General features: G+C 40.5%; 8 protein-coding genes. 5 read left to right on the plus strand and 3 right to left on the minus strand.

What is annotated here, in order from left to right:
- Positions 1-273 precede the first annotated feature (273 nt).
- The 3 genes from LA303_RS12615 to LA303_RS12625 all read right to left on the minus strand — a co-directional run bounded on the left by LA303_RS12615 (position 274) and on the right by LA303_RS12625 (position 7466).
- Positions 274-3087: a T9SS type A sorting domain-containing protein gene (locus LA303_RS12615; RefSeq protein ID WP_240525735.1), complete on the minus strand. Its 2814-nt coding sequence runs from the start codon at positions 3085-3087 to the stop codon at positions 274-276.
- A gap of 200 nt (positions 3088-3287) precedes the next feature.
- A complete protein-coding gene (locus tag LA303_RS12620) occupies positions 3288-5909 on the minus strand; it encodes a T9SS type A sorting domain-containing protein (protein WP_240525736.1) in 2622 nt (873 codons plus the stop codon).
- Positions 5910-5939: 30 nt separating this feature from the next.
- A complete protein-coding gene (locus LA303_RS12625; RefSeq protein ID WP_240525737.1) occupies positions 5940-7466 on the minus strand; it encodes a T9SS type A sorting domain-containing protein in 1527 nt (508 codons plus the stop codon).
- Between the two features lie 670 nt (positions 7467-8136).
- Here LA303_RS12625 and LA303_RS12630 point away from each other — a divergent pair.
- The 5 genes from LA303_RS12630 to LA303_RS12650 all read left to right on the plus strand — a co-directional run bounded on the left by LA303_RS12630 (position 8137) and on the right by LA303_RS12650 (position 15923).
- Positions 8137-10272 carry an elongation factor G gene (locus LA303_RS12630; protein ID WP_240525738.1) on the plus strand — a complete coding sequence of 712 codons (2136 nt, stop codon included), beginning with the start codon at positions 8137-8139 and terminating at the stop codon, positions 10270-10272.
- A 331-nt stretch (positions 10273-10603) separates the two neighbouring features.
- Entirely contained in the window at positions 10604-11317 is a 714-nt protein-coding gene (locus tag LA303_RS12635) for a DUF5020 family protein (RefSeq protein WP_240525739.1), read from the plus strand.
- A 41-nt stretch (positions 11318-11358) separates the two neighbouring features.
- A complete protein-coding gene (locus LA303_RS12640) occupies positions 11359-12651 on the plus strand; it encodes an NCS2 family permease (RefSeq protein ID WP_240525740.1) in 1293 nt (430 codons plus the stop codon).
- 238 nt (positions 12652-12889) lie between these two features.
- A complete protein-coding gene (locus LA303_RS12645) occupies positions 12890-14254 on the plus strand; it encodes an 8-oxoguanine deaminase (protein WP_240525741.1) in 1365 nt (454 codons plus the stop codon).
- 295 nt (positions 14255-14549) lie between these two features.
- On the plus strand, positions 14550-15923 hold the full coding sequence (locus tag LA303_RS12650; RefSeq protein WP_240525742.1) for a nucleobase:cation symporter-2 family protein: 1374 nt from the start codon (positions 14550-14552) through the stop codon (positions 15921-15923).
- Positions 15924-15966 lie beyond the last annotated feature (43 nt).

A 15966-nucleotide genomic window follows, 5' to 3' on the forward strand; every position in this document is an offset into this window, starting at 1 on the left:
GAATCAATAAAAAATTAAAACCTTTCCCGTTAGAAAAACCGGGATACTTATTATTATCCCTAATACCAAAACTAATATCTTACATTACTAAAAGTTACTAGCGGATACCAGTTCGCACCAAGAATCAAAAAGTTATTACGACATGAGGTGTTTTAAACGCCACTTCCCTGCCAGCCGATTCCTTTTCCGGTAACATTTTTTCCGTATTTCCTCGGATAAAAAAAGCTGTCCGAAATAATTCAGACAGCCCTTTTCTCTTTTTAAATTCAAATACTAATGCTGAACTACAATTTTCCGTGAAATAATTCCCTTTTCGGAAACCAACCGCAGGAAATAAATGCCGTTGGGGAGATTTGCCGTATTAATTCTCAACTCCTTCTCAAAAGCTGTATTTACTTTTCGAGAAAATACTTTTAAGTAATAACGATTGTAAAGCGCCAAGGAATAATTTTCATTATCCTTATTATCAAATTTTAAAGTAAGTTGTGTCGCCACAGGATTCGGATAGGCATCAATAACAGGAGTAGCCAGCAGGGTGAAACAGGTATCGCTTTCCCCGAATAAAACACCAAACTTTTTATCAAAAATTCTGATCTTATAATCAGAGCCAGGGCCTATCGAAATGCCATTTATTGTTGTATCAATTTTCCAGCTCCAGGTTGTTCCCATAACACTATCCGCAAGAACATAATTAGCTGTAGCATCGTTTGCCTTTATAAGATGAATGACGAAAGGTCCTGACAGGTTGGTATTCCACGAAATCAGATGAGAAGATCCAATTTGCCATTTTTCACCACCATCAGGTTGAATAACATGAATAAACGAACCCGGCGGATAAAGTAAAACATGAAAAACACTATCACTTATATCAAAAATATTCGGGTTATCCACACTGCTAACAATAACTTCCAGGTCCCCCTGTATATCAGGCAAAGTCCAGGCATAAGTTGACCCGGGAACATTGGTGGCAATCGCCGTTAAATCGGATCCTCCTCCAGGTCTTATAATACCAATGTTAAATTTCCCGAGAACATTACTTTTCCATGAAATCAGATGAGTGGAACCGGCAGCCCACTTTTCACCGCCGTTTGGACTCAGCACGGTAATTGTTCCTTTCACTTTCCGGACTATAAAAAGTCCACTTTGACGCACCAGTGTACTATCGCTGTTGCTGATACATATCGCATAGCCATGTGAAATACGCACCGTATCCGGAACCGTCCAACCAAAAGTAGTACCTGTCGTTGATCCTAAATAAGAAACCCACGGCTTTGCACCTGGCGTAGTAACACTGGAAATATCTACGAGATAAAGTTTAAATTTTCCACGATAATTTGTATTCCAGGATATCAGATATTGTGACCCGATCAACAAGGTGTCATAATCTGATGGTTTTATAATAGTTAAAAAAGTTCCTTTTGGCAAGGCAGTAATCGCAAACGTATTATTGCTCAAGTCGGTTACCGTGGTATCGGAACTGCTGCTCACCCGTATTTTATAATAACCGTAAACCGGATACTTCGTCGCATTGGTTATCTCCCAGTCATAAGTACTGCCTAAAATATCCTTGCTAATCAATATCGAATCCTGTGGCTGAGTCTCACTACCATCCGGTTCGCAGTGTATCAGGTAAAGATCCACTTTCCCGGAAAGATTTGTATTCCACGATATCTTATGCGTCGTCCCTACTGCCCATTCAATATGTTTTACATTCGGCTGAAGTACTTTGATAAAACTTCCTTTCGGCAAGGCAGTAATCGCAAACGTATTATTGCTCAAATCGGTTACCGTGGTATCGGAACTGCTGCTCACCCGTATTTTATAATAACCGTAAACCGGATACTTCGTCGCATTGGTTATCTCCCAGTCATAAGTGCTGCCTAAAACATCCTTGCTAATCAATATCGAATCCTGTGGCTGAGTCTCACTACCATCCGGTTCGCAGTGTATCAGGTAAAGATCCACTTTCCCGGAAAGATTTGTATTCCACGATATCTTATGCGTCGTCCCTACTGCCCATTCAATATGTTTTACATTCGGCTGAAGTACTTTGATAAAACTTCCTTTCGGCAAGGCAGTAATCGCAAACGTATTATTGCTCAAATCGGTTACCGTGGTATCGGAACTGCTGCTCACTCGTATTTTATAATAACCGTAAACCGGATACTTCGTCGCATTGGTTATCTCCCAGTCATAAGTGCTGCCTAAAACATCCTTGCTAATCAATATCGAATCCTGTGGCTGAGTCTCACTACCATCCGGTTCGCAGTGTATCAGGTAAAGATCCACTTTCCCGGAAAGATTTGTATTCCACGATATCTTATGCGTCGTCCCTACTGCCCATTCAATATGTTTTACATTCGGCTGAAGTACTTTGATAAAACTTCCTTTCGGCAAGGCAGTAATCGCAAACGTATTATTGCTCAAATCGGTTACCGTGGTATCGGAACTGCTGCTCACTCGTATTTTATAATAACCGTAAACCGGATACTTCGTCGCATTGGTTATCTCCCAGTCATAAGTGCTGCCTAAAACATCCTTGCTAATCAATATCGAATCCTGTGGCTGAGTCTCACTACCATCCGGTTCGCAGTGTATCAGGTAAAGATCCACTTTCCCGGAAAGATTTGTATTCCACGATATCTTATGCGTCGTCCCTACTGCCCATTCAATGTTCTTTACATTTGGCTGAATAACATGAATCTTACTTTTTTCCGGAACTGCTGTTATCGCAAAAGTATAATTGCTTTCGTCGGCATACTGATCATTTACCGTACTTACGACCTTTATTAAGCAGTTTTCCGAGATTTCCTGATTCTTAGAAATCTCCCAACTCCAGGTAGTTCCTTCTACCGAATTGGCAATCGTCTGATAATGCTGTCCATTATCGGTACTCAACATAATTTTTACCGGTTGGGTAAAATTATCATTCCAAGAAATGAGATGTGTTGTCCCAACAGCCCAACTTTCTCCTCCGTTTGGCTGAATCACTTTTATAAATGGCGTTTGCCCCATTAATACGCCATAAAAAGTCAAAAACAGGACAGACAAAAAGAAAAACCGTAAAACAGATCCTTGTTCTTTCATTGCCGTATAATTAAAGTTTTATTACAAAGCCCATCATCTTCAAGTATTTACCTTCGCCGTTCCAAAATTAAATAAATATTCACCGAAAGTCAATACTTTTTAACAATTTATTTAACAGGACAATAACTGTTAGTTGTTTCACTCTGTTTTTCAATAAAAAAGCCGGAATAAATCCGGCTTTTTTTTACTTACAAATCTTATCAATCGTGTTGGACAATAATCTTCTTTGAAATTACTCCATGAGGAGAACTCAAGCGCAGGAAATAAATTCCATTTGGCAAATCAAAAGTATTAATACGCACCTCTTTCATATAAGTTGTATTGACCACTTTTGACATTACCCGCATATTAAAACGGTTATATAGAGTAAGTACGTAGTTTTCATTATCCTTTTCATTGAATTTTAAAGTAACAGTTGTCGTCGCAGGATTAGGATAGACATCAATTTTAGGCGCAGCCTGAGTAATAGCAAAAGTATTATTGCTCATGTCGAATACTTCGGAAGGATCATCCACACTGCTTACCTGTATGTAGTAATCTCCAGTAGCTAGATTGCTGGGAATCTCCCAGTCATACGTCGTTCCTTCCACATTATTCTTAATGTTCAGCACATGATAACCGGATCCGTCAGAAACATAAGTCGTATTGTCGGCATTGTGCGATATCAAATCAATGTTTACTCGCTTATCTCCTAAATTGCTGTCCCAGGAAATCTTATGTGTCGTCCCCACAGCCCACTCGATATTTTTCACACTCGGCTGGATTACTTTAATGAAACTTCCTTTCGGTAAAGCAGTTACTTCAAAAGTATTATTGCTCATGTCGAATACTTCGGAAGGATCATCCACACTGCTTACCTGTATGTAGTAATCTCCAGTAGCTAGATTGCTGGGAATCTTCCAGTCATACGTCGTTCCTTCCACATTATTCTTAATGTTCAGCACATGATAACCGGATCCGTCAGAAACATAAGTCGTATTGTCGGCATTGTGCGATATCAAATCAATGTTTACTCGCTTATCTCCTAAATTGCTGTCCCAGGAAATCTTATGTGTCGTCCCCACGGCCCATTCGATATTTTTTACATTCGGCTGGATTACTTTAATGAAACTTCCTTTCGGTAAAGCAGTTACTTCAAAAGTATTATTGCTCATGTCGAATACTTCGGAAGGATCATCCACACTGCTTACCTGTATGTAATAATCTCCAGTAGCTAGATTGCTGGGAATCTTCCAGTCATACGTCGTTCCTTCCACATTATTCTTAATGTTCAGCACATGATAACCGGATCCGTCAGAAACATAAGTCGTATTGTCGGCATTGTGCGATATCAAATCAATGTTTACTCGCTTATCCCCTAAATTGCTGTTCCAGGAAATCTTATGTGTCGTCCCCACGGCCCATTCAATATGTTTTACATTCGGCTGAAGCACTTTGATGAAACTCCCTTTCGGCATTTCTGTAACCGCAAATGTATTATTGCTCATGTCGAATACTTCGGAAGGATCATCCACACTGCTTACCTGTATGTAATAATCTCCAGTAGCTAGATTGCTGGGAATCTTCCAGTCATACGTCGTTCCTTCCACATTATTCTTAATGTTCAGCACATGATAACCGGATCCGTCAGAAACATAAGTCGTATTGTCGGCATTGTGCGATATCAAATCAATGTTTACTCGCTTATCCCCTAAATTGCTGTTCCAGGAAATCTTATGTGTCGTCCCCACAGCCCATTCAATATGTTTTACATTCGGCTGAAGCACTTTGATGAAACTCCCTTTCGGCATTTCTGTAACCGCAAATGTATTATTGCTCATGTCGAATACTTCGGAAGGATCATCCACACTGCTTACCTGTATGTAGTAATCTCCAGTAGCTAGATTGCTGGGAATCTTCCAGTCATACGTCGTTCCTTCCACATTATTCTTAATGTTCAGCACATGATAACCGGATCCGTCAGAAACATAAGTCGTATTGTCGGCATTGTGCGATATCAAATCAATGTTTACTCGCTTATCCCCTAAATTGCTGTTCCAGGAAATCTTATGTGTCGTCCCCACAGCCCATTCAATATGTTTTACATTCGGCTGAAGCACTTTGATGAAACTCCCTTTCGGCATTTCTGTAACCGCAAATGTATTATTGCTCATGTCGAATACTTCGGAAGGATCATCCACACTGCTTACCTGTATGTAGTAATCTCCGGTAGCTAGATTGCTGGGAATCTTCCAGTCATACGTCGTTCCTTCCACATTATTCTTAATGTTCAGCACATGATAACCGGATCCGTCAGAAACATAAGTCGTATTGTCGGCATTGTGCGATATTAAATCAATGTTTACTTTCTTATCCCCTAAATTACTTTCCCATGAGATCTTATGCGCTGTCCCGATTGCCCATTCAATATGTTTTACATTTGGCTGGAGAACCCGAATCTTACTTTTTGCCGGTACTGCTGTTATCGAGAACGTATGATTGCTCTCATCAGCATATTGATCATTTACAGTACTTACGACCTTTATTTTACACTCATCTGAAGTCGCCTGATTTTTAGAAATTTTCCAGCTCCAGGTTGTTCCTTCTACCGAATTGGCAATCGTCTGGTAAGACACACCATTATCCGTACTCAACAGAATTTTTACCGGTTTGGTAAAATTGTCGTTCCAGGAAATTACATGGGTAGTTCCCACGGCCCAACTTTCGCCTCCGTTTGGCTGAACTACTTTGATAAAAGGAGTTTGCCCCATCACACTCAAACTGAGCGAAAGAATAAAAACGGTCAGGAAACCGGGGGTCAAAAAATGAAATAACTTTTTCATGATATTGTATTTTAAGCTGTTAATATTTTCTTAATTCATCCATACAATCTTAATTGTTTTGATCGAATAAGCTGTTCCAACAGAGGCAAAATAGATACCTGACGGAAAAGCTTCCAATGAAAGCGGATAATGATAAGTACCTTTCGGTAAACTTCCTTTATAAATGGTCTTTAATTTTTTACCTGTAATATCAAAAATACTCAGGTTTACATTTGTTTTTTCATCCAGATTCAGCTGAATCACAGAAGATGTTGATGCCGGATTCGGAATACAGACAAATTTACTTACCGGGCTCTTCAACATTTTTACGGCTTCGGCAACCGGGGTAGAATAAGCCGCATCAAAATGATATCCCACAAAATACTTGTAATCAATATTGTAATTATAAGATACCTGGAAGGGGCCGTCTTGATTAATGACCCAGGAATTACCATCCCAAGTATAATAATCGCCGCTTATAGCATCTCCATATTTGTCATATACGTATTGTGTTAATGCCGAATCTGCCCAAACACTGTCATTCCATCGCTGAACATAATCGGATTCAATTCCTCCATAAAGGTCATGGGTATATTGTGCATTTACATAGTTTACCCATTGGTTATTTACGGTATCCCAATTTTGTCCCAACGCATTTGTCAACCACCCATAAGTATCATATGTATACAAATATTGTTCGGAGTTAACCCAGGTACTGTCAGTTTCTCTCCAGGTCTGTCCGATATAAGAAAGTTTATTATTTGCGGAATCATAAGTATACTCTTCTTTATAAAAGTTCTGCCATTGGAAATTTACCCCATTTTGAATAAGGGCAGTTAAAACATTGTGGTTGGTATCGTAAGTATAAAAATATTGTTGCTTTTTAAGCCACCCCAAACTATCATCCCAAACCGTGCTTGTTAAATTCACCAGATTGCCCACAGAATCGTAAGTTGCCAAATCAAAAGTATTATCGACCCATGTACTGTCATTCCAAACCTCTTTATAAGAAGACAACAATTTACCGCTGGCATCATAAGTATATGTTGTACTGTCTGATTTTTCCCATTCCCCATTATTCCATATTTCTCCCACACAAGTTTCCATTACATTATTAAAACCGTATGTATAAATGTTTTTTGCGGCATTGACCCAAACCGAATCTTGCCAATTTTCCCAAATTGAAACCAGCTTATTTCCGGAAGTGTCATAAACACAAATATTTACCGTATTATTCTCCCACCCATTATTACCTTCTTCCTGTACTAAGGTCATTGTTAAATTACCGGATGAATAGGTGTAAATATATCGTTTAGGATTTTCAAAATAAGAAGTCACACTTACTGTATCAAGTGTTATATCCTGAACATTAAGCGACTTATTATGTTTATCATGATAAGGAAAGGCCGGGTGAAGACGTTCATGAAAATTTACCGGGAAATCCCAAAGCAAAAAAGACGGATTTTTTGCCTGCTCTGGATTTAAAGAGGCATCAAAGCTTTTATTTTGCCCAAAGGCAGAAAAAACAAAAGCAATAGAAGCTAAAAGGATGAACAATATCCGGGTAAAGGTTTTCATTTTACTGCATTGTAAAGTTTTTACATATAATCTTTTTTCGTTCTACTTATCTCACCTGTTATTTCATCAACAAGTTTTATTCCAAAATTTTCATTCTGTTCATCTTTCCAGGAATTACAAGCCAAACACTATTATCAGTAAAGAAAAATTTTAGTCCAATTTTTCCCAAACCGAGACTTTTTTCCCAAAAAGAAAAAATAAGAACATTCCTTTTTCATCCCCACTTTCTTACCAGACATACTCCAACATATTCCCTCTCGAAAAAGGGATGTAAAAGTACAAAAAGTATCACGAATAATCAAACAAAATAGAACTTTTCTTTTCATCCCCTTTAATTATTAAAATTTAGCCGTTTAATATCCATCTTTCTCCACACAAAGAATAATACCTACTTGAGCCAAGGATCCTTACAAATTTTAAACATGATTTATACTTCTTGTTTCTCAACTTTATTTTCTAAACAAAGAAATTCTCTGTTTCAACGAATTTTCTTTTTCACGAATTTAAAAACACTGTTCGTTGCTAAGTTGATTTTTTTTACATTTGTCGGCCTGTTGGATTTTCAATCCGTTTTTTTGTTTTTTCAAACGTATGCGGGACAAAATTCAGGCAGGATATTAAGATTACAATAAACGAACAACAACAAAACTATTCGAAAATTTAAAAGCATATGAAGGTTTACAAAACAAGCGAGATTAGGAACGTAGCACTTATTGGTGGTGCCAAATCAGGAAAAACCACCATGGCTGAAGCCATGCTGTTTGAAGGAAAAATCATCAATAGAAAAGGAACCATTGAAGATAAAAATACGGTTTCGGATTATAAACCCATCGAACAGGAAAGAGAACATTCGGTACACTCTGCTCTGCTTCATACCATTTATGACAATAAAAAAATTAACATTCTCGATGTTCCGGGATTTGCTGATTACGTAGGCGAAACCATTGCCGCATTAAATGTAGCGGATACCGCTTTGCTCACAGTAAATGCCCAGGCCGGGGTAGAAGCAACCACCGAAACAGCCTGGCGGCAAACCGTAGTGGCTAACAGCCCGGTAGTCTTTGTCGTTAATCAGCTGGACCACCATAGTGCAAACTTCGACGATGCCGTCAATTCGCTAAGAGATTATTTCGGAGATAAAGTAACTGTCGTACAGTATCCTGTAAATGCTGGAGAAGGTTTTGACACCATTATTGATTTGGTGTTAATGAAACAATTAAAATTTAAAGACGGCGGCGGCGAACCGGAAGTATCGGATATCCCGGATAGTGAAAAAGACAAAGCGGAAGAACTGCATCTGAAACTCATTGAAAATGCAGCCGAAGGTGATGAAGCCCTGATGGAAAAATATTTCGAAAACGACACACTTACCATTGAAGAGATGCGTGAGGGGCTCCGACTGGGACTTATTTCGCGGGCAATTTTCCCCGTAATGGTTTCATCAGCCAAACATGGCATTGGCGTAACCCGCTTACTTGATTTTATCAGCAAATCCTGTCCGGCTCCTAATGACATGCCGGCCCGTAAAACGACTGACGGAAAAGAATACCATTGCTCTACAGAAGAACCGGCCGCTTTGTTCATTTTCAAAACGTCTATTGAGCAACATCTCGGAGAAGTTTCTTATTTCAAAGTTTATGGCGGTGTGATTTCCGAAGCGATGGACCTGATCAATCCGCGTACCGATAACAAAGAACGGATCACTCAGTTGTTTGTTTTGAACGGAAAAAACCGTGATAAAGTAGAAAAAGTAGAAGCCGGTGACATCGCTGTGACCATCAAGCTGAAAGATGTACAAACCGGAGACTCGCTGATGGATCCGAAAAATGCCGGAGCTGGTTTTGAGCCTTTCCCGTTGCCCGATCCGTTGTACACCGTAGCCGTTAAAGCCGTAAATTCTGCCGACGATGAAAAACTGGGAGCATTGCTTAACGAAATGCACAAAACTGACCCCAGCCTGGGTATAGAATTTTCACGGGAACTGAAACAGCTGCTGGTAAAAAGCCAGGGAGAATTCCATATCAACACCGTAAAATGGTATCTGACCAAAGCCAACGGAGTAGAAGTAGAAATCTTTACCCCCAAAGTTCCTTACCGCGAAACCATCACAAAAATTGCCGATGCCAGTTACCGGCATAAAAAACAATCAGGTGGTTCCGGTCAGTTTGGCGAAGTCCATTTACGGGTTCAACCTTATGTGGAAGATTACAAGAAACCCACTGATTTTCCGGTAAGAGGAACGGAAGAACATGATCTTCCGTGGGGCGGAAAACTTATTTTCAATAACTGTATTGTTGGTGGGGCTATTGACGCCCGTTTCATGCCTGCCATTCTGAAAGGAATTATGGAACGCATGACCGAAGGCCCGTTGACCGGATCGTATGCCCGGGATATTATCGTATATGTGTATGATGGGAAAATGCACCCGGTGGACTCTAACGAGATTTCATTTAAACTGGCCGGAAGAAACGCCTTTAGCATGGCATTTAAAGATGCCGGCCCGAAAATTATGGAGCCCATTTACGATGTGGAAATCATTGTTCCTGAAGATATGATGGGCGCTGTAATGACCGATTTACAAGGCCGTAGAGGAATGATCATGGGAATGGACAGCAAAGGCAAAAACCAGATTATCCGAGCCAAAGTACCGGGAGCTGAAATGGCAAGATATGCCACATCTCTTAGCTCCATTACCTCAGGCCGTGGTGTTTTCTCCATGAAATTCGATCAATACCAACAGGTACCAACCGATGTACAGGAACGCCTGTTGAAAGAATACGAAGAATCACAAAAAGAGGAAGATTAATCTTTTTCTTTTCCCAAACCTGGAAAAGCCGGAGGAAATATTTCCTCCGGCTTTTTTTGTTTACATCCCACAGCCCCCGTTTATTTAACAAAACATCCTATTTTACTTAAACAAACAATATATACAGCTTTTTATCCTGCTTTTATCTATAAAATATAGAATATTTAATTATAAATATATAAATTTATAGATCTTTTATCTAAAAATAATAACGTACTGGTTTTAAAATATTTACTTTTTCCAAATTTTTTCAGAAATTTCAAAGCTGGAGAAAATCCATTTAATTTAGGGTCGACATTATTTCTTAATTAACCCATTAAAAAATTGCCTTATGAAAAGATTTTTTCTCCTTTTTTTGGGTTTTGTGCTTAGCCTGACCACTTTTGCACAAACCGACATTCAGCTTCACTGGGTTTTTGGAGCCAAAGACCAACAGGCCCACCTTCTCTCCACCGTCGAAAGTTTTAATGTGGACAAATGGGGAAGTACTTACTTTTTCATTGACATGAACTATAAGGTAAGTGACAACCTTTATGGGGTGAATACTTCCTATTGGGAAATTTCACGAAATTTACGATTCTGGAAACCGCCCATTGATTTCCACGTGGAATATAACGGTGGTTTTGGGATGTACGAAGCCACCCCTTACAATGGCGCCTACGAAATTAAAAATGCCTGGCTGTTCGGGGGGCAATACACCTGGGCAAGTAAAGATTTCAATAAAATCTTTATTCTGGAATTACTTTACAAATACATTGTTAGAGAAGACTATCCATCCTTTCAGATTACCGGAGTCTGGAAACTGAACTTTTTTAAGAAGAAGCTGACCGTTTCCGGATTTTTCGATTTCTGGCATGAAAACAAAGACTATACACACAGCGACGGAACAACCAATCACACCAACATGGTTTTCCTCTCCCAACCCCAATTTTGGTATAATTTTGGACAACATTTTTCCATGGGTTCCGAAATCGATCTGGAAAATAATTTTATTATTGAAAACTTTAGAATTGTAGCTACAGCAGCTGTAAAATGGACTTTTTAATCTGAAAAATTTTTTTAACTTAATATTTTACGGGAAATGTTATGTTTGAGAATTACTTTCAGTTAAAAAAGCACAACACCGATGTCCGCACTGAATTCATGGCCGGTTTAACCACCTTTTTAACCATGGCCTACATTCTCGCTGTAAATCCGGGAATCCTCGGCAAAACCGGAATGGACCCCCATGCCATTTTTACAGCTACGGCTTTGGGGTCCATTGTAGCTACACTGGTTATGGCTTTATATGCTAATCTTCCTTTTGCTCTGGCTCCCGGAATGGGATTGAATGCTTTTTTTGCATTCACTGTCGTATTAGGAATGGGATATTCCTGGGAATTTGCCCTTACAGCCGTTTTTCTTGAAGGGATCATCTTTATCCTGTTAACCTTTTTCAAAATAAGGGAACTGATTGTAGATGCCATTCCGCTTACCATCAAACATGCTATTTCGGCCGGAATCGGATTGTTTATTGCCTTTATCGGACTTCACGGGGCCGGAATTGTCGTTTCTGATAAGGCCACACTGGTTACATTGGGAAACCTGAACAATCCAACAGCCTGGATTGCATTATCCGGACTACTCATCACCGGAATCTTACTGGCGCTGCGGATAAAAGGAGCTTTGATTTGGGGGATTTTTGCCTCCACCCTTATCGGTATTCCGTTGGGCATTACCCATTTTCCACACGCATCCCTCGTACAGCTTCCCCCTTCCATTGCTCCTATCTTTTTCAAATTTCAGTGGCACCACATCCTGACAATAAACATGCTAATCATCCTGTTTACCTTTTTGTTTGTGGATATGTTTGATACCGTAGGTACGCTGGTCGGTGTAGCATCCAAGGCTAATATGTTGACGAAGGAAGGAAAGCTTCCCGGAATTAACAAAGCCCTTCTGGCCGACGCCATCGGAACCACTTTCGGCGCCATGGTGGGCACCTCTACCGTAACCACTTACGTGGAAAGCGCAGCCGGGGTCGCCGAAGGTGGAAGAACCGGTTTAACCGCTCTTACTACTGCTATACTTTTTATCCTGGCCCTGTTTCTGGCTCCCGTTTTTTTGATGGTTCCGGAAGCAGCTACCGCACCCGTACTGATTGTCGTCGGCTCTTTTATGATGAGCCCGGTACAAAAAATCAATTTTGCCGATTATACGGAAAGTATTCCTGCTTTTTTAACCATCATCACAATGCCGCTCGCCTATAGCATTGCTGATGGCATTGCCTTTGGCATGATTTCGTATGTTATTTTAAAAGTACTGAGTGGCCGACATAATGATGTCAACTGGATGATGTATATCCTGACCGCTTTGTTTATTCTCAAATTTATCCTTTAAGAAAACAACAAATCAAACGAGAAGCTGCCCAAAGAAAGGGTAGCTTCTCGTAAAAACAAACATTTGTTATTTATTCTGATTTATTAAATAAATATAGGTTTTTTTTCTATAAAAACACCCAACTATCCCATAAATAATATGCTTTTTAGTTGATTTTCCGTAACATTTATTTTATCTTAGCAAAACAGGGATTAAACCTGTTTTTTCACCAAAAAAAGAACCTTTTAAAAAATACAAAATGGCTGTTTTATTCAAAAACATTTCGACTCTTGTCACTTTTAATCAACGTGACGAAATTTTATCCAATCAGGATATTTTAGCAGAAACAAACCGGATTGCATCCATCGGAAAAGACCTCACTCCCTCACCTGACACAGAAATAATAGACTGTTCAGGACTTATTGCCCTGCCGGGTTTTGTAAATACCCATCACCATTTGTATCAGACGCTTTTCAGGGGAATCCGCGAAGTACAGGAAATGCCTTTATTCCCCTGGCTTATCGGGCTCTACGAATTTTGGAAACATCTTACTCCCGAAGCCGTTTACTATGGTGCGCTGGTTGGATTTAGCGAATTGTTACGCACCGGATGCACAACCACCATGGATCACCATTATGTTTTCCCAAAAAACCAACCAGGCACACTCATTGACGAACAAATTAAAGCTGCCGCTCAAATTGGTATCCGGTTTCATGCCACCCGGGGCTCCATGTCGCTGGGGAAAAGTCAGGGCGGACTTCCTCCGGATTCTGTGGTACAAAAAGAAGAAATTATTTTGGAAGACTCCGAACGGTTAATCAACACCTACCATGATAATCGCCGGTTTTCGATGCAACGCATTGCCTTGGCACCATGCTCTCCGTTTTCGGTAACCCCCGAACTAATGATCGAAACCCGTAAACTGGCCCGGAAAAAAGATGTCATGCTGCACACCCACCTGGCCGAAACAAAAGACGAAGAGAAATTCTGCCTAGAAAAATTTGGCCGGCGTCCGGTAGAACTCATGGCCGATATGGGCTGGACCGGTCCGGATGTTTGGTTTGCCCACGTCATTCACCTCAATGAGGCGGAAATGAAGCTGCTCAATGGTGCCGGAGTAGCCCATTGCCCATCTTCCAACATGAAACTTTCTAGCGGCATTTGTCCTACTACCGAATTACTGGAAGCCGGAGTAAAGCTCAGTATTGCTGTAGACGGAAGCGCATCCAACGACGGTTCAAACATGTGGGAAGAAATTCGACGGGCTTACCTGCTTAACCACCTGAAATATGGCAGCAACGGACTAAATGCCTATCAAATTCTGCGTACAGCCACACGAGGCGGCGCAGAAGTACTGGGCAGAAACGACATCGGAATACTGGAAGAAGGCATGGCCGCCGATATTATATTCTTTGACCTGAACGACATTGCCTATGCGGGCTCACACGATCCTCTGGTCAGCCTGGTTACCTGCGGAAACAGCAGCCTGGTAAAAATGACCATTGTCAACGGACAGATCGTGGTAAAAGACGGAAAGCTCCTGACCATCAACACCGAAAGCATCCGACAAAAGGCCCACAAAGTGGCTGCCGACATTGTGGAATACCAAAGAAAACACGGATAATTTCAATTTATCAACCCAATTTTTCCGTCAAAAGGCACAAAAAACATTTATGAAAAATAATTATTCACCTATAACATTATTCTTTTGTAGGTTTTATCACTATATTTAATTCTCTTCTATAGAATAAATAATCACAAAAACACATATATAATATTGTTTACGTCTAAAATTAAATCCGAACAGAATGCAAAAAATAACATTTTCCCAATTTTTAATGGAAGCGACAAAAACCGGATAAAACCTTTTAACTTAGGTCGCTGAAAATTTAATTTTTATTCACTTTAACCTTTTACCTATGAGAAGAAGCAATCACCCTGTTGACGAAATGCTACCGGGAGGCCAACTGTTTGTTTACGGATTACAACACGTTTTGGCCATGTATGCCGGAGCGGTTGCTGTTCCGCTTATCATTGCCGGCGCAGCACACCTTACCAAAGCCGAAACGGCTTTTCTGATCAATGCCGACTTATTTACCTGCGGCATTGCCACTTTAATTCAAACCCTGGGAATCTGGAAAATGGGAATTCGCATTCCTGTAATTCAGGGAGTTACTTTTGCTGCCGTTACTCCCATGATTCTAATTGCCCAGTCACAGGGAATGGAAACCATTTTTGGAGCCGTTATTGTGGCGGGTTTTTTCACCTTTCTTATTGCCCCGTATTTCAGTAAACTTTTACGATTCTTCCCTCCCATCGTTACCGGAAGCATCATTACCATCATCGGGATATCACTGCTTCCTGTAGGAATCGCCTGGTCGGCAGGCGGCTTTGGAAACCCGAATTATGCCTCTTTAGAATTTCTGGCTATTGCCGGAATTGTACTCCTAACCATTTTAGCCATTAACAAATATTTTAAAGGTTTTATTGCCAACATCTCCGTTTTAATCGGATTATTTGTGGGGATGCTTATTGCCTGGCCGTTAGGACTGGTTGATCTTTCCGGCCTCTCCAGCGCCCCCTGGCTAAGAGTAGACACTCCTTTTTATTATGGATGGCCAAAATTTGATACCGGCGCCATTTTAGCCATGATTATCGTCATGCTGGTAACCATGGTAGAATCAACCGGCGATTTTCTGGCTATTGGAGAAATCATTGATCTTCCCATAAAAGAAAAAGACCTTACCCGCGGATTGCGGGCCGACGGCTTTGCCACCATGCTTGGTGGGGCACTGAACGCCTTTCCTTATACCGCTTTTGCCCAAAATGTAGGGTTGGTGGGATTAACCGGAGTAAAAAGCCGTTTTGTAGTGGCTACATCCGGAGTCATTTTGGTCGTTTTGGGATTATTCCCCAAATTGGCAACGATTATTGCTTCTTTACCCAATCCGGTTTTGGGGGGTGCCGGAATTGCCATGTTTGGCATTGTGGCAGCCAGCGGAATCAAAACACTCTCCCGTGTTGATTTTACAAAAAACCAACACAATATTTTTATTGTAGCCATCAGTATTGGTATCGGAATCATCCCATTGGTAGCCCCTGAATTTTTTAAACATTTTCCCAGCTGGAGCCAAACCATTCTGCATAGCGGAATTACATTGGGTTCCATCACAGCCGTTGCCCTTAACGCCTTCTTTAATGGCGGCAAAGGAGCCGGCGAAACTGACGAACCAGTAAAGGAAGCCGAAAAAGAAATTAAAGAAGTAGCCAAAGAATTGATTCAGGAAGTTTAGCTTTTACCATTTTTGAAAAAACATCAACAAGGGCGGAAATTCT

Source organism: Candidatus Sulfidibacterium hydrothermale (assembly GCF_020149915.1).
Taxonomy (GTDB): Bacteria; Bacteroidota; Bacteroidia; order Bacteroidales; family F082; genus Sulfidibacterium; species Sulfidibacterium hydrothermale.